This is a genomic window from Pseudomonas poae RE*1-1-14, from assembly GCF_000336465.1.
GTDB lineage: Bacteria > Pseudomonadota > Gammaproteobacteria > Pseudomonadales > Pseudomonadaceae > Aquipseudomonas > Aquipseudomonas poae.
The window spans coordinates 4321844-4336870 of record NC_020209.1; the positions used below are offsets into that span (position 1 = coordinate 4321844).

Sequence of the window (15027 nt, forward strand, 5' to 3'; positions counted from 1 at the left end):
GCTGGGCCTTCATCCGTGTAATGGGTGAGAACTCATCTATTAGGGCGCCCCCTGGTTACGGACGCTCGGGTTTTATCGTTAGCCTGCTTCGTCCCCGAAAGGTTAGCAGCACTTCGCGGTGCCTCTTGATCCAAACCATCCTTTGCCTCAAGTTCTATGTGGAACGGTGATCCGAGCATATGGTCTAGTTCGTGTGCCATCTGGGCCACTTGCGCTCATCTACACACTCACCTCAATTGCAGCCGTCATTCAGGCTCGATCTACCCTCATGGGGTCGGTGTTCAGTTGGTAGCTCATGTTTTATTCAAGGGTTTTCATATGGCAGGCAGTAGCCTCTTCGCACTTCTGGACGACATCGCCACGCTGCTAGACGACATCTCGCTTATGGGCAAAGTCGCGGCAAAGAAATCGGCTAGCGTACTGAGCGACGACCTTGCTGTGAATGCTACTCCCCTGTGACCTGACTGATAAGTCTGGCAAGCAAAATGGCGGTAACACAGGTCGGGAACGCTGGCGCTCTCGAAAGGAAAAATGGGCAAAGCTCATTGCGCCGGGTAAACATGTCGACTTCATCGCATGGACAGCTTCAGAGACCACGGATCGACTCACCCAGATAATGTGATCTGGATAGAAGAAGGCAAGATATACATGGAGCACAGGATTGATTACTGGGCCCGAGTAGGATCTGAACGGTTCTGATTTACGGACTGAGAATCTTCACCACATGCCGTCCAATCTACCAAGGGCAGGCCCTCGATTGGCCTGTCGTGAGAGACGCATTCGTTCAGGCCCACCACACTTTCAAGGCTCAGCTGTCGAGAGCCTGAGCTTTAGCCTCACGCACCCAACCCTGCTTAGGGTAATTGCCCTTCAACGCGTGCGCTGATGCTGGCATTCCAGCATGACTAGCTGTATAAAGCATGCCCTGTTGGAGAACAGAGCCCCCTGTTACCGCCGAAGGTCACTTAGGCGATTCTCTTCAGAACGGCGCATTTAGGGTATCTCAAGGAGAGCTGTCGATGGCCTCACAAAGTGAAAAAGCTAGAGTATATTTTGACTGGTTACTTGAGGCGAAAAATTCAGCTCCTGTGCTCGAAAGGATCGAGCGCGACCTAAATCAATTGATTTATACTTCAAGTCGGCAGAAAATCTCAAGAGCAACTAAGCTCAATATTCTTGACGAGCTCGACCAGCTTGTTAGACAAGAGCCTAGTTTTGAAGATAGTAATGAATATGTAATTTCAGAGCACATTCGTGGCACTGCTGCTTCGAACAATAGCGATGTTCTTGATGTCATCAGCGCAATGAAAAAGCGAGCAAGCTGATGGATATTAAGTTTAGTGATATAATTGCTGCCATTAGCATGGTTGTTTCTGTAGGCGCTATGTATTTCGCGAAGGCGTCCAGTAAAAAAGCAAACCTAATCGCTCAAGAAAATCTGAACTTGCAGAGTGCGATGGTTGAGACAGGTATCAGCCAGTCAATTGAGGGCGCCAAGACAAAGATCAATGAAGTATCTTTGGTTATGGTTCCTCTTGTGGCAAGGGAAGATACTGATAATTTCTCAGCTGAGGATGCCGCTAGCCTTGTGCTATTCAGAAAAATAATGGCCTCTGCTGTACAGTCCCTTATAAATCACTACGATTTCGCCTGTTCAAAATATATTGATGGTAAAGTAGATAAGATTCGATTTAAAAAATCTTATAGGACTGAGATCAGACAGCTTGTGGAGAAAGAGGATCTGAAAGAGCATTTCAATCCTGTAACTTCCACATATAAGCCTATTCTAATGGTGTATAAAGAGTGGGAGGATCTAGAAAGTCAGTCATAGCTTGGTTGAATTCGTTCTTTGGTTTTTTAAAATCTGGAGCACCACGTTTATTGACCGATGAAAATTCTTTCGCAATAACGTCAAATTATTTTTTATAGCTTCGTACTTGCTGTTGCTTTAAGTGTCTTTTTAATGAATCCAGATAGCCAGCTTTCGTGTTCTTTATTTTTAGGAATCATTCATTCCTCTGTCCCTTTTGACCAGTCTGCTCTTGTAATGGATGGGGTCGCGCCGCCAAATTTTCTTTATTTTTTTTGCCAGCCGAGCGCCATTTTTTTCAAAGTCTTGGAATAGTCTTACTCAAAAAGAATATCAAGCTATCTTTTTGAAGGGCTAGCGCCTCAATATGACCGCCATATTCACCGTTTCACTGATCTGGTGCGTATCGGATGTATAGGTAGAGACGGCTTCCTTGATGGGAGCGAGGTCGGTCAGACGCTGGCCGAACATCCTGCTGCAGCAAAGCTCTTTCTTCGGCGGGGGCTCGAGATCCATGCAAGTAGTGCCTGCCAACTTGCGGGCCGTCTTCTCCACTACAACGCTGAATTTCTTCCTCAGTGTCCATGCATAGGTATGGGCCAGATCCCAGGCTGTTCGGCTACTCCTCGCTTCCAGGTGGGCAGTCATACGACGGCCTATACCCCAGACATCGGACGCATCGCTTGAACACCCAGTCGTGTTTCGTTTGGTCGCGAAGGTCGACGACGCCATCCACCATTACTTGGAATGGTCATCAACAATACAGGCCATGTCTTTTTTTAGGGAGCTCTTGAAGTAACTGTGGTTGCGCATTTTCTTCAAGAACTCTGAACATTGGTGTTCGTTATTCAAAATTGCTCGCTCAATTAGTCGCTCATCCCAGTAATCAAACTTCCAAGCTTTATGCCAGTCCGTCAACCCGCCGCATGAAAAACTAACTACATGATTTGTAATTGCATGGCAAACCCGCTCTACATCTTTGAGGGGCGGCAATTTACCGACTGAAGAACCTGATCCTCGATAGCTGTACTTGCCCTCTCTTACTAAAAGCATTGCTTTGATATCTACTTGTGGCAATCCAAATACTTGCAGAGCCTCTAGCAGGCCGAAAGCATAATGCCCCCTGATCGCATTGGCACTGTATACGCAGTTTCTCAACGCTACATAAAGTGAGTCAAGCAGCCACAAAAAACCCTTTTGGCCCGGAGGATACCAAGCAATCTCTCGCACAAAGCTAATCGCTCCTTGTTGAGTCTGCTTAACCAAATCAGGTTTCGGACGGAATCCTCGTATTTCATCCAGCAGGGAAATGTCGCCCTCTAACCACACCCCATCCATGTCTAAATGTACGAGGAACAGAGATCCTTTCAGCTTCATCCTATCAAGTGTTCCGACCGAATAGTACATTACCTGGCCATAGGCAACATTTATGGAATTTGAATCTGGAAAGTCATCGCGCCAAATGCATACTACATCGCGATCACTATTCGAGTTTGTATCCCCCCTAGCGGAGGAGCCGCACTCCAAGACCAAATATGCCACTATCTAATAATCCTTTTTACTACAATTGCTGTTACGATTGCGCACCAAATTACCGAAGTTATTATGAAGAACATCGTCAGCGCAATCGGCGCCAAATGCATCTCAGGCTTTAAATCACCATATCCCACTGTAGTGAATGACACGACTGCAAAATAAAGCGCAGCTAGAAGCCCGTTGTGCTCCACTAGGTGCCCATCTATTAACCACGCAAATAGCCCGATGCCTATAACAGTAAATATCAAGGCATTGAATATCCCATAGCCGCTACCTAGCAAAATGTTGTAGCCTTGAGAGAAAAAAAAGCTTCCATATTTTTTTTCTTTACCGAACAGGTACTCAAATCTTTTGTAAAGAAGGAATCTCTTGTCCGCCTCCATTGCAAAGATGTCTTGATGCATATCTTTTGAGTTTCTGTATAGGGCCTGAAACAAACCCACATTAACATTGGCGTAATGGCGGCGCCAAAGCCAAGCGAATTTAAAACATTTCGGATCTATATAGGTGTCCTCGAATGAGGGCTTATAGAAAAGAGAGTTCACAAAATTGCACTTGTGGAATTCGCAGGCTTTGAATTTCGCCCCGCTAAACGAGCAGTCAATAAATGTACAGCCGTAAAAATTAACCAGCTCAATGTTTTGATGGTTAAATATGCATTTTTTGAAGGTGACATTTTTTATCCGCGAAATCCGCGCCGCTGGTCGATTTTTTTCAAAATCAAATCTTTTCAGCTCCACTGAGCGCATGGAGCCCGCTATCTTCCCGTGATCAAGATCATAAATACTGATGTTTTCAACCGGTTCGGTTATTCTTGGAAATTCACTCATTATTCATCTCTGCAACATCAGTCCCAGGCCAATGGCCCATGTACCTAACCCCCGGTTACGAAAGGTGTGAAACGTCGCGTAGACCGGTTCACTGTGAGGCAGTGTGGCTGCGTTTATAACATACACGCCTTAGCCCTTCTATCAGTGTTTCTTTCGAGATCAGCGTGAGCGGCCCCGACCTATCTTCGATTGCTCATCACTGCTTTCAATGAAGAAGTAGATCAACTCCGCACTTTCTGTTCGTTCGCCATATCGCGTTCTTTAAGTAAGCAGCCAACATATAATTTGCCCTGATAACGTAGCCGTAATTCGCTCACCACCACCTGAAAATGAAAGGCAGATGACCTCAAGCCATTGATCCTGCGCCTCACCTAGGTCACTGCGGTTGGCATCCGGACAACCACTGATGCATACAAGCAGATGTGGGAAGCTCAGGAGTTTAGTTAGCTCGTATCTCATTCGGGAAATTCTGCGGATCGAAGCCTGTGTTAGCAAAGATCAACTGAAGTCCGGCCCCAAGGAAAGCTCATGAAGACCAGTATCACGTCACCGTCCAGGCTCACTACAAGGGCCGAACCACCGAGATCGTTTTGATGATCGACAGCGAGCCTCGATTGCAGCAAGTGCTGATTGCACAAGACGAAGAGACGATCATCACCGACGTTCAGGTGGTCACGCCGGCGCATATGAATGGCACCCAAGGATGGCGCATGGAAGCACTGACCAAGGTGACGCTTGGCGAAGACCAACACGAGTGTGTTGTGTGTCTGCTAGAGGTCGAGACCGGCTCCAAATACCACAGCTCTCACCAATCTGGCTTCAGTAGTGAAGTGCTGAGCAACCTTCGTCCGATCTATAACGCGAACATGATTCGCACGCGCTGAGACTTATCAGGATTCCCGCACAGTATCAGCGCTGATGATTCCGTGCGGATTTCCTGGTAACTCCATACTGGCTGCGAAAGGAGCGCAATTATGCTGAACACTTTGGATGTGAGTTTTCATGGAAAACGTCACACTGACTTTGACCTCGTGCGAATCATCAAGGCCCAAAAGCAAGGCTTCGACAAACCGATAACAGCCTATCTCTGCGGAGTATCCATAAAGGCTCGTGCTGGATTAGGCGTCGTGTTTGGTCACAACCGTAAAGACCAATATGGACGGTTCGGAGACGGTCACCTGATCCGGACTTCTGACGTCATTAAGGCGGAGCGCGAGGGCCGTTTCTGGGTACTGACCACAGTGAACTCACGCTACGTGGTCGCTACCTTCCAACGTGGAAATGGCCGCGCAAGTATTCGCAAGTTTCTTCGAGTCTCCACCGGTCAGCACCATTTGTCCCCGCACTTACTGCAGTAATCGTCAAACTAGAGCAGTCCTGTCCCACCGGAGTGAATAAGTAGCGTGCGCTGCCGCAACGTCCCACATTTTTTACGCCTTCGTCTGGTTGCCACGGGCATTTTAATTAGGGGGCGAAGCGGGCTTTAAGCAAATGCGCCTCATTTATCTTTAGGTGAAATTGGCAAGTGCCTCTGTCTTGAGGCTAGCGAATTGTTGATGAGTGCCAGTGTATCGCCATTATTTGGTGATAGGATCCTACCTTTCCCAAGGAAGGTTTAAGTGGATGAAGGCTCTCATAGACGTTATCCCAACCGCAGAGCAGCTAGCACTGTTCTCTCGGGTGACCTCAGGCGTTGACGTAATTCGTGGTGCAGCAGGAAGTGGCAAGACGACCACTGCTCTATTAAAACTTCGCACAAGTGTCGCGTTTTATTTGAATCGCGCTCGGCGTCAGGCTGCGCCGCGTCAAGTGAAGGTCTTGGTGCTTACCTTCAATCGCACTCTTCGCGGCTACATCAACGAGTTGACTGAACGGCAACTAGGCTCGGAACCCCTGATCTCGCTGGAGATTGCGACCTTTAATAAATGGGCAAAGGGTTTGACGGATGCGAAGGACATCTTGAACCTTGAAGAAGCCTCTGCGCATATACGTTGGCGCGCCGTTGCGGCAGGACTGGATGCCGAGTTCGCGACCGAAGAAGCTCAGTACGTGCTAGGGCGTTTTGATGTTGGATCACTCGACGATTATTTATCAGCTCGCCGAGATGGCCGTGGGATCACTCCGCGCATGGAGCGTCCTGCTCGACAGGTGCTTCTGGACAGCGTCATCCGCCCGTATCTCGACTTTAAGAGAGATACCGGCAGGGTGGATTGGAATGATTTGGCTTGCAGACTGGCGACTGCCCAGGTGGAGCAGTACGACGTAATTGTCGTCGACGAGACACAGGACTTTTCAGCCAATGAAGTGCGGGCAGTGCTTAATCAGCGTTCGGCAGACGCCTCCGTTACCTTCGTGCTGGATAGTGCTCAGCGGATTTACTCCCGAAACTTCACATGGGTCGAGGTCGGAGTGAATCTGCGCCCGGAAAAGAGCCATACGTTGCAGACCAACTACCGAAATACCCGGCAGATCGCTCGCTTTGCGAGCGCAATGCTTACAGGCCTTCCTATCGACGATAATGGAACGATGCCTAACTACAGCACAGCTAGGGGCGAGGGGCCTAAGCCGATTGTGCTGAGGGGTTCATATCCGAACCAGGTGATTGGTGCGATAGAATTTTTGCGAAACATCGATCTGGCGCAGCAGTCTGTGGCATTTCTTCACTATAAGGGCTGGTTTAAAGGTTTGATCCCCGCGCTTAATCGGGCGGGCCTTCCCTTTGTTACTCTTACTGGCGCTCCCAACTGGCCGAAGGGTACGGAGAACATTGCCCTGTGCACTCTTCACTCCAGTAAGGGGCTTGAATTCGATCACGTCATTATGATCGGGTTGGATGGGTCTTTGCTCAAGGTTGATATCCCTGAGGAAGAGGGTCAAATCGACGTTGCTCAGCATGAGCCATCGGCTCGTTTGCGACGTCTGATTGCAATGGGAGTGGGGCGTGCTCGCGAGAGCGTCCTGGTCGGTTTTGTACCCTCAGATGCTCCGGATATTATGCAGTTCGTTGATGATGATCTTTACGATGGCAGGGACGCATGAGTATCGAAAGCTTTAATAGAGAACGTGGAATTGAATCGGTTGTACATTTCACTACCAATAGGGGATCCCTTGGGATATTCGCCTCTAAGGCATTGAAGTCTCGCAAGCGCCTTAATGCAGATGAGCAACTGAAACATATTTTCCAACCCAATGCGCAAAATCGAGATAAGGATATTGCCTGGTTAGACTACGCGAATCTCTCGATCAGCCGTATAAACACTACGTTTTTCAACACATGCTCAAGCAATTGGCACAGAGAAAAGAATTTTTTCTGGTGCATTTTCGATTTTTCTCCTGAAGCCATGCTGCATGACAACGTCTGGTTCACGACGACCAACAATATCTACTCTGGAGTAAAGCGTGCGCGCGGCCTACCCGGTTTAGAGGCGGCTTTTCAGCCTATTACTCACCAGTATCAGGGGAATTATGCTCGCAGGTCTGCCGAGCATCCAGTGAACCACCCTACCTGTTGCCAAGCCGAAATTCTTTATCCCGCTGAGCTTTCGACGGAATATTTGCAACGCATCTATGTGCGTTGCGACAATGATTCGGACGAGCTTGCCGGTCAGATGGCTGCAACGGATCATCCCCATGTCGAGGTCGTGGTCAGACCAGAGCTGTTTGAAGGAATCAGGTGAGCACAGTAATGTCAGAAAATAGGCTCAAACGCACAATCTCTTCCGCATTATGGGCGGCCTATGGCGATGCTCTCGGCTTTCCAACAGAGCTCGCTTCTGAGCAACTCGTCAAGGAGCGCCTGGGGCACCGACGTGCGACGCGGACAGAGCAATGGACTCGCATGGTCGGTGGAAGGTTTGGCGCGCAGGTGATGCTACCTGCAGGGGCGTACTCCGACGATACTCAATTGCGGCTCTCGACTTGCCGAGCGATCTCAGGACAGGGCTACTTCGACGTCGAAGCGTTTGCAAAAATAGAGCTGCCCATCTGGCAGATATATGCACTGGGCGCTGGTCGCGGAAGCAAATCGGCGGCAACCTCGCTTTGTAATCGCAGTACGAATTGGTTCAGTAATTTCTTTAATGGATATGAAAACGGGGGAGGCAACGGCGCAGCTATGCGCGTGCAACCCCATGTCTGGGCTGCTGTAAATCTGCGCAATAAACCGTCCTACTTGGTTGATGTCATTAGAAACTCTATCTGTACACACGGCCATATGCGGGGTATCGCGGGTGCTGTGGTACACGCGGTTTCACTAGCCCACGTCTTAGAACATGGTCGAGTACCCACCGAGGCCGAATGGTCGTTATTTACGAACGATATCAGAAGTATTCCGTCACTTATCAAGACTGATCCTGAGCTCGCTACCTTCTGGGTGCCAACATGGGAAAAGGCGAGCAATCAGTCGCTTGAATTGGCGGTGGAGCAGGTGGCAGCGGAGTGGGAGGGGTCTGTCAGGAACGCAGTTGAATGGCTGTCCCGCAAATCCGAAACGCCAGCAAGCTTGTATGATGGAATAGTGAGTAGCGACAAAGGATTGAGTAAGGAAGAGCGTGGGTCTGGGCTTAAGTGCGCTCTTTTCGCAAACGTCGCTGCGCTTTTGGGACAACGTGTGGGCTCTCAAGAGATCATCGAGACCGTGGTGAATCTTTTGAACAGCGATACAGACACTATAGCCACGATGGCGGGAGCGCTAATAGGAGCTGCTCAACCGGAGTCACGCTATTTGGGACAGATCCAAGACGAGGCCTATGTCCGAAGCGAGGCGCAGCGTCTCTACTCGATTAGCCAGGGACACCTCGTAAAAAGCTTCTCCTACCCGGACATGCTCTATTGGCAAGCTCCGAGAGCGGTAATTGATTCATTAACTGCGACGGACTACGGCTTTCAGCTTCAGGGCTTGGGAGACGTTACGCCTATCGGTGATCCACATCTTGGTAAGCAGAAGGCTGCTGTGTGGCAATGGTTTTCGTGTGGGTGGGGTCAAACGTTACTAATCCGCACCCGCCCCTCATTGATGGGCAGCGTTGGAAGGGTTGTTCAGGCATTACCCCATACGAGTAATACGGCTGATATGTTCGAGGATCTTGAGCTATCAAATGCCTATATTGCGGAACAAGCTCTGCCAGAAGATACACCGCTATCCCCTGTTTCACAGGAAGTTTCCTATCCAGTTGAACAAACAGGCATTATCTCCTCGGTGAAAATTGAGTCCCCTACTTTGAATGACGGCCAACTTGACGGTTTGGATCATCCAGAGAAGGTGTTCCCGGATCTGGATGCGTTAACTTCTGAGGCAATTAAGAGTTTTGATCCCACTATCATCGGTCAGCACTTACTCGATTTGGCAGAGCAGCCGAACGGAATATATCTCTGCGTTGCTTACTCTTCCATTGTTGCTAAAGCAAGAGTAGCTCGTCTAAGGCATAAGCGGAAAGAATAGGCTTGGGCTAGGTGTCCAAACTGTGTTTGGACACCTGCATCAAACGCATTAGGTTATAGATTCCGTTCGTTGTTGCGTCATTGGAACGCGAAGGGGGAAACCAGCCTACCTAGCTGAAAACTAAGAGCGATTGTGCTCACGTAGTTTTAAGCGGTCGCCATAGACCTAAATGCGGGACGAAACCATTCCCAAGCCGGTCGAAATCTAAGGTTGGTCAGCAGAGCCGGGAATGTGGCCCCCTCACCACTCCTACCCAATCCTAGACACAACGCCGATGGTGTCTGCTCAAAATCAGGTGACCACCATTGCCCATGGCAGGGGAGTAGATGTATTTGCCGCCCCTTGCGGTGTACGAGCCATCGCCCTGAATCGTCATAATGCATGGGCTATGATTATCCAAACACCCACCAAATGACCAAAGCTCTCGCCCATGGAAGACACATCCGAGGTTCGCACTTCAGCCGATGAATTGTCCGAAGATGTCGTGACAAGAGAGTCCCTTTATGAACAGGTTTGGTCGGCTCCTATGACCAAAATCGGCGAACGATATGGGGTGTCTTCAAGCTATTTGGCTCGAGTTTTCACCAGCTTAAATATTCCTCGTCCACCGGTGGGGTATTGGGCTCAAGTAGCAGCGGGCAAAGCTAAAGCGCGTCCATTGTTGCCCGAATCCCGGCCTGGCGATTTGACTGCGTGGAGTCGAAATGGAGCGCCTCTCCAAGTTTCGCGATCTTTGCCAAAAGAACGTCAAAAAACGAACCGAAAAATATCTCCAATCCCTGCTGCACTGCCTCGCAGGCACCCACTTTTACTAGATATTGAAGAGCACTTTAAGAAGGTTCGGGAAAGCGATAACGGTTATTTACGGCCCACAAAACGCTCCATGGCGGATTTAATTGTGAGCCGTACCGGGATAGCCCTTGCGGTAGGTTTTGCCAACCAGTTTTACTTGGCTCTGATGAAAGAAGGTCTTGCAGTAGCGCTCAGCGATCCTGCTACACATATGAATCGTGAGTCAGTTGATCATAGGGAAAAGGCCTCAACGAGGTACATACATCCTTCGCTGTGGCAGCCGCAACGTCCTACCGTGGTTTACATCGGAACCATAGTTTTTGGTTTGACCATCTACGAAATCAGTGAGTACGTCGAGGTCAAGTACGTAGACAAGGAGTATGTTCGACTAAGTTCACTTCCAACCAATCAACGTCGCTCTCCTTATCGCAATGATTGGGTAATGAGTACCGACATGCCTACCGGTCGCCTCTGCCTCCAGGTTTATTCCCCTTACTACCGAGCAGATTGGATTCATCGCTGGATCGAGGACAGGCCTGGTGATTTGGTCAGCAAAATCCCAAGCATCGTCAAATTCTTGATTGCTGAAGCCCCAGGACTTGCCAAAAAAGTCGAGGTTGAGCGAGAAAGGGCTGAGCTCGAACGGCAGAAGCACCAATTGCAGATGGCTGAGTGGCAAAGAAAAGAAGAGGAAAAACGTCGACTCAAGGCGATCCAGGATAGCCGTGAGCAGCTAGAAGCTGTGATTCAGACTTGGGCAAAGGTAAACAGCATTCAGGCATTCTTTGACGATATAGAGAGATCCGCGCATAGGCTCGGAGATGATGAACGGAATGTGATTATCGAGCGGCTGGCTAAAGCGAAAGAGCTGATCGGGGATTTGGACGCGTTGAAACACTTCGATGGATGGGAACCTCCAGCGTTTTGAGGAGCCAGGCGTCTACCTTTTCTTGCCTACTCAGAACACAAAGCTTCGGCCTTCCGATATCTAGGAGGTCGAGCAACCGTTGCCTGTCCATTTCCGTAGGGAACCATTCAGCGACCTCGACATTGCAGTGCCTGGACTCACTCAAGGCCCATTTCACAACCATGTCCGCTGCTGCTCGGTAGTGATCCGCCATGAAGAGTCGTCGCCCCTCTGCAAACCAACCAAGCTTGGCTAGTTGTTCAGTGACATCAATGACGCCCGCGTGATCAAAAAAAACGGTGGTGTCTGGATAGTGAATACCTGCCAGAGACACCTTCGCCGCCCCTGCTTCTCGGTCGAAGTAGGACAGAAAATGCCACCCACCTGTAGTGCTTCCAGCGCGCGGAAAGTTGATCGCAGCCTTGCCAGTGATGTAGTGGGTGCGGGAAACGCGTTTGAGATCAAAATCGAAAAGCGGCTGGGTCATGGGAGTTTTTTGAGCCGGGCCAGCCCCTGTTTGATATGACCAGCGTTCTCACCAATTGTGTAAAGCGCGCCACGGACGTTGTCGCCGACTTGCGCATGTCCCTGGGCTTCCACCTGAAGGGTTAGCTCCATGAGAGCAGCCTCAAGGGCTAGCTGGTTTTGGTACATCCTTTCCAGTACGTCTGATAGCGAATATTCACCCTGCACTTGAGCACCTCCATGGTCTGGGCTCAGCAGAATAGCAGGAGCGAACGCATTGCGTTATCCACTCAAGATGATCAAAGCAAGCGGAGCGCGCAGGCGACAGCCAAAGGCGTGAGGATGGAAGCCCGGAGGGCCAAGACGCTGGCGTGTACGCCAAGGCTTGGTTCACGACAGCCGTCCCCTTTAGGGGCACGCACCCTATGGTAATTCGGACTTACAACTCCTTCAGCATCCGCTCAAGTGTTCGGTGTTCCCATGTGCTTAACAGTGCTACTGGATCAGTGCCAAAGCGATCTCCAGAGTCAAACGACCAGCGCCGCCCATCAGTGCTAAAGCACTCTTCGCAATAATCGAGCGTGTCACAGTCATTGTAGATCGATAGATGCCAACCCTCGACGCTGACCACAAAATGCCCCGCGTGAACCTCGTCCCAGGACGCCTGGCCTACCTTTGTCATCGTCAGTCGCCCGAAGGTGACCTCTCGCAATAACTGGCATACCTCTCTAGCCGAGAGTTCACCCGCAGTGTTTTCGCTAATGCTACCTACTTGGGATGAACGAGCTGCCGCTCTGGCCTCTTTCAGCCTTTCCTCCGCATACATAGCCGTATCGGCATCTGGCGTTGGATAGCCTGCCGCTGAGAGAGCCTCAGCGCGCTCTTCAATGAGCAGGCGCTCAGGATCACGAACGACTTGATAGGCTCTGCCTGGCACTCGCCAAGTTGTATCCATTCTCGGCTCCTCAGGAGCTGACCGGCGTACTCTCCAACCGGCTTCGTCGAAATCGTTCGAAAGCAGGCACTCACCGCAGTTGCGCACGTGGTTCGCGATCTCATACTGACGCCAGTCAGCCATAGCTCCGCCATCAATGCTGAGCGGCTTGCGCTCAATCAGCCAGGCTACAGCGTTGATGAACTGGCCATGGGAAAAAGCAATGATGTGGTTGGCATGAAGCTCTTCAAGACACTCCAGGAATGACCGAGCTCTATACGTGAAATCTAAAAATGACTCAGCGCCTTCACCATCGATGAATGTGGGGTCGGCCTTGGCCCAATATGCGTCCACCCAACCTTGTCTATGGGCGACGGTCGTGTTGATACACCGTGCGGGCTCAAGATAGGTGAATTCGTGGATGGGCCAAGTTTCAAATCGAGTGCTAGGGAAGGCAGCTGCGGTAACCATCGCGGTTGACTGCGCGCGGGAGAACGGCGATGCGACGATTAGAGCCGGAGGCTGGATGATTGACCGCGCCACCAATTGCGCTTGCTCAAATCCATTCGGGGTGAGGGGAATGGTCGCGTGATCTAAGGTGGCTTGGCCTGCGTTCGCAGCGCTCTCTCCATGTCGTATTAGCCTGACATGCTTCATCGAATACCTCACAGGCTGGTACGCAGGGCGTTCCATCCATTGCTGATATTGGCGGCTTATGACGTAGAGCCAATGGATTGTTGCCCCAAAGATATCAGAACGCTTTGGTCAGTGGTCTGCATGGGCAAGTCAGCAATGGTGAGTGTGAAGAGCCTCTGAGAATCCCGACAGCACTATGGTGAGGAAACTATTCCTTGTGCCAGTAACGCTGCACAGTGGAGGCAGGTAAACCGAGCTTGATCACTGTCTCACGCTGAGTCATGCCCGCAACCTTGCACTCTCGTACAGCAGCCAATTTTTTCTGAGATACCTGAGCTCCCGACGGTCTGCGTACCAGCTCGCCATTTTCTATTTGGCTTGCGAAATCGGCCAAAAATCGTGGCGAAGAGAACTCGCGTACTTCCGTTTTTACTTTGGCAAGCAATTCATCAGGGGATATTTTTTCGCGAAGACTTGTTGCGAGCACCAGCAACGAGACGGTTCGGAGGTCAAGGATCTTTGCTACGGACTCGAGAGTTTCAAGCGATACGCTGACTTTACCGTTTTCAAGGTTGTTCACGTGCGTGGGGTCGATGACAGCCGAAAAATCCTCTGCTTTCAGGTCACGTGCACGTCTGAGAACGCGTAGGACAGCGGCAAGTGAGTCCCTAGCAAGCATTGGAATCTCCAAATGCGAGGATAAGGCCACATTGCTAAAACCCATTCCATCTAATATATTCAGCTTTGGGCATGGCTGGTTGATATCACATGCTTAACGCCGACCAGCAGGGAAACGCCAGCGGCTCCTCGCAGGAGGGTATTCCGCGCGCACTTCTCTGCTACCGGGACATGTTTACATTTGGGGAAGCTGTAGATTTCAACTGCCCCAGAACTCTATTACGTGAATACAAGGTAATTGTTGTAATGAAGTTTGATTGCGTAAAGGTTTCCGGAAAGCTCGACTATGTCCGATCTGTTATACCCACCAACGGCGGCTATAAAGCCAAGATCAGTATTGACGGATCGGTAATCCCTAATTTGATATTGACCAATAGAATCTACGAAGAATTACAGGTTGGTCAAAATGTGATGCTTTATGGGATGTTCAAGAACAGTAGTAAAAAAGAAAAAAATATTGGTGTGATTTACGGTGTTCAAAAAGAAGGTGCCGAGAAAATGTTCGCTACTTCATTTAGGCTCATGGTGCCAATGATTTTGGCGGGCGCCGCCGCTCTCGCATTCTGCATGGTATTTCTCATCGGCTGGTTTCCTTCTTTGTTCGCATTGATCTTCTTATTCGGACAAGATCAAAGCTATATGTATAACACTACAGTGGTCACGATAGTTGAAGCAGGGTTGGTTGCACTGTTTTTTCTGTGGCGTGCCTGGGTAGTTTTCAGTGCCACCTCGAGGCCGGAATCGTGGGAAATTATTGCTCCTTCCACGCTGTCGAGTCGCTTCAGCAAGTTTCATAAGGAGTAATGTTCGCGGCTGGCGGGAATAGCGAAATGTTTGCCTTACAATTTCGCTGAAAACCGAATACAGAGAACGCCGGCGCGTTGCGCGTTAGGCAAGCGGAGCGCGCAGGCGTGCAGGATGAGCGCCCGGAGGGTCGAGACGCGGCGCCGCCGTGGCTCGGTTCACGCCAGCCTTCCGCCGAAGGCGGCACGCAATCAC

15 protein-coding genes and 3 pseudogenes are annotated in these 15027 nt (G+C 50.2%); 10 read left to right on the plus strand and 8 right to left on the minus strand.

Annotation, left to right across the window (positions count from 1 at the left end):
- Positions 1–318: 318 nt before the first annotated feature.
- The 3 genes and pseudogenes from H045_RS24705 to H045_RS18935 all read left to right on the plus strand — a co-directional run.
- Positions 319–447: pseudogene (locus H045_RS24705) on the plus strand (DUF808 family protein); the annotation flags it as partial.
- Between the two features lie 572 nt (positions 448–1019).
- Positions 1020–1325: a hypothetical protein gene (locus H045_RS18930; RefSeq protein WP_015373169.1), complete on the plus strand. Its 306-nt coding sequence runs from the start codon at positions 1020–1022 to the stop codon at positions 1323–1325.
- Positions 1325–1831, plus strand: a complete 507-nt coding sequence (locus tag H045_RS18935; protein ID WP_015373170.1) for a hypothetical protein — start codon at positions 1325–1327, stop codon at positions 1829–1831. The genes H045_RS18930 and H045_RS18935 overlap by 1 nt, the downstream gene beginning before the upstream one ends.
- 393 nt (positions 1832–2224) lie before the next feature.
- Here H045_RS18935 and H045_RS25555 read toward each other — a convergent pair.
- The 3 genes and pseudogenes from H045_RS25555 to H045_RS18950 all read right to left on the minus strand — a co-directional run.
- Positions 2225–2555: pseudogene (locus H045_RS25555) on the minus strand (DNA polymerase V subunit UmuC); the annotation flags it as partial.
- Complete coding sequence (locus H045_RS18945) at positions 2549–3187, minus strand: hypothetical protein (RefSeq protein ID WP_157225365.1); 639 nt, start codon at positions 3185–3187, stop codon at positions 2549–2551. The gene H045_RS18945 and the pseudogene H045_RS25555, both read right to left, overlap by 7 nt.
- 164 nt (positions 3188–3351) lie before the next feature.
- Complete coding sequence (locus H045_RS18950; RefSeq protein ID WP_015373173.1) at positions 3352–4176, minus strand: ion channel; 825 nt, start codon at positions 4174–4176, stop codon at positions 3352–3354.
- Between the two features lie 593 nt (positions 4177–4769).
- Here H045_RS18950 and H045_RS18955 point away from each other — a divergent pair.
- The 6 genes from H045_RS18955 (at position 4770) to H045_RS18980 (ending at position 11336) form a co-directional block, all read left to right on the plus strand.
- Entirely contained in the window at positions 4770–5060 is a 291-nt protein-coding gene (locus tag H045_RS18955; protein WP_015373174.1) for a hypothetical protein, read from the plus strand.
- Between the two features lie 90 nt (positions 5061–5150).
- A complete protein-coding gene (locus H045_RS18960; RefSeq protein WP_015373175.1) occupies positions 5151–5534 on the plus strand; it encodes a hypothetical protein in 384 nt (127 codons plus the stop codon).
- Positions 5535–5799: 265 nt separating this feature from the next.
- Positions 5800–7215, plus strand: coding sequence for an AAA family ATPase (locus tag H045_RS18965; RefSeq protein ID WP_015373176.1), 1416 nt, complete (start codon positions 5800–5802; stop codon positions 7213–7215).
- Entirely contained in the window at positions 7212–7853 is a 642-nt protein-coding gene (locus H045_RS18970) for a DarT ssDNA thymidine ADP-ribosyltransferase family protein (RefSeq protein ID WP_015373177.1), read from the plus strand. Before H045_RS18965 ends, H045_RS18970 begins: the two co-directional genes overlap by 4 nt.
- Positions 7850–9616, plus strand: a complete 1767-nt coding sequence (locus tag H045_RS18975; RefSeq protein WP_244159679.1) for an ADP-ribosylglycohydrolase family protein — start codon at positions 7850–7852, stop codon at positions 9614–9616. The genes H045_RS18970 and H045_RS18975 overlap by 4 nt, the downstream gene beginning before the upstream one ends.
- 430 nt (positions 9617–10046) lie before the next feature.
- A complete protein-coding gene (locus H045_RS18980) occupies positions 10047–11336 on the plus strand; it encodes a DUF4200 domain-containing protein (RefSeq protein WP_041931534.1) in 1290 nt (429 codons plus the stop codon).
- On the opposite strand, the gene H045_RS24710 is transcribed toward H045_RS18980, so the two are convergent.
- From H045_RS24710 to H045_RS18995, 5 genes and pseudogenes are all read right to left on the minus strand, one after another.
- Positions 11263–11802, minus strand: coding sequence for a hypothetical protein (locus H045_RS24710; protein ID WP_244159680.1), 540 nt, complete (start codon positions 11800–11802; stop codon positions 11263–11265). The genes H045_RS18980 and H045_RS24710 overlap by 74 nt on opposite strands.
- On the minus strand, positions 11799–12008 hold the full coding sequence (locus H045_RS18985; RefSeq protein ID WP_015373180.1) for a hypothetical protein: 210 nt from the start codon (positions 12006–12008) through the stop codon (positions 11799–11801). Before H045_RS18985 ends, H045_RS24710 begins: the two co-directional genes overlap by 4 nt.
- A 211-nt stretch (positions 12009–12219) precedes the next feature.
- Entirely contained in the window at positions 12220–12735 is a 516-nt protein-coding gene (locus H045_RS25900; RefSeq protein WP_425262182.1) for a DUF7693 family protein, read from the minus strand.
- A 24-nt stretch (positions 12736–12759) separates the two neighbouring features.
- A pseudogene (locus H045_RS25565) lies at positions 12760–13371 on the minus strand (histidine phosphatase family protein); the annotation flags it as partial.
- A 187-nt stretch (positions 13372–13558) separates the two neighbouring features.
- On the minus strand, positions 13559–14074 hold the full coding sequence (locus tag H045_RS18995; protein WP_081602904.1) for a helix-turn-helix domain-containing protein: 516 nt from the start codon (positions 14072–14074) through the stop codon (positions 13559–13561).
- 44 nt (positions 14075–14118) lie between these two features.
- Between H045_RS18995 and H045_RS19000 the strand changes: the two genes are divergently transcribed.
- On the plus strand, positions 14119–14832 hold the full coding sequence (locus tag H045_RS19000) for a hypothetical protein (protein WP_015373183.1): 714 nt from the start codon (positions 14119–14121) through the stop codon (positions 14830–14832).
- Positions 14833–15027 lie beyond the last annotated feature (195 nt).

What these genes read in the sequence shown, in the direction of transcription:
- H045_RS18955 (WP_015373174.1), top strand. Translation starts at nt 4,770, where the DNA reads ATGATCGACAGCGAGCCTCGATTGCAGCAAGTGCTGATTGCACAAGAC.
- H045_RS18965 (WP_015373176.1), top strand. Translation starts at nt 5,800, where the DNA reads ATGAAGGCTCTCATAGACGTTATCCCAACCGCAGAGCAGCTAGCACTG.
- H045_RS18970 (WP_015373177.1), top strand. Translation starts at nt 7,212, where the DNA reads ATGAGTATCGAAAGCTTTAATAGAGAACGTGGAATTGAATCGGTTGTA.
- H045_RS19000 (WP_015373183.1), top strand. Translation starts at nt 14,119, where the DNA reads ATGCTTAACGCCGACCAGCAGGGAAACGCCAGCGGCTCCTCGCAGGAG.
- H045_RS25900 (WP_425262182.1), bottom strand. Translation starts at nt 12,735, where the DNA reads ATGGATACAACTTGGCGAGTGCCAGGCAGAGCCTATCAAGTCGTTCGT.
- H045_RS18995 (WP_081602904.1), bottom strand. Translation starts at nt 14,074, where the DNA reads ATGGGTTTTAGCAATGTGGCCTTATCCTCGCATTTGGAGATTCCAATG.
- H045_RS18950 (WP_015373173.1), bottom strand. Translation starts at nt 4,176, where the DNA reads ATGAGTGAATTTCCAAGAATAACCGAACCGGTTGAAAACATCAGTATT.
- H045_RS18980 (WP_041931534.1), top strand. Translation starts at nt 10,047, where the DNA reads ATGGAAGACACATCCGAGGTTCGCACTTCAGCCGATGAATTGTCCGAA.
- H045_RS18935 (WP_015373170.1), top strand. Translation starts at nt 1,325, where the DNA reads ATGGATATTAAGTTTAGTGATATAATTGCTGCCATTAGCATGGTTGTT.
- H045_RS18945 (WP_157225365.1), bottom strand. Translation starts at nt 3,187, where the DNA reads ATGAAGCTGAAAGGATCTCTGTTCCTCGTACATTTAGACATGGATGGG.
- H045_RS18930 (WP_015373169.1), top strand. Translation starts at nt 1,020, where the DNA reads ATGGCCTCACAAAGTGAAAAAGCTAGAGTATATTTTGACTGGTTACTT.
- H045_RS24710 (WP_244159680.1), bottom strand. Translation starts at nt 11,802, where the DNA reads ATGACCCAGCCGCTTTTCGATTTTGATCTCAAACGCGTTTCCCGCACC.
- H045_RS18960 (WP_015373175.1), top strand. Translation starts at nt 5,151, where the DNA reads ATGCTGAACACTTTGGATGTGAGTTTTCATGGAAAACGTCACACTGAC.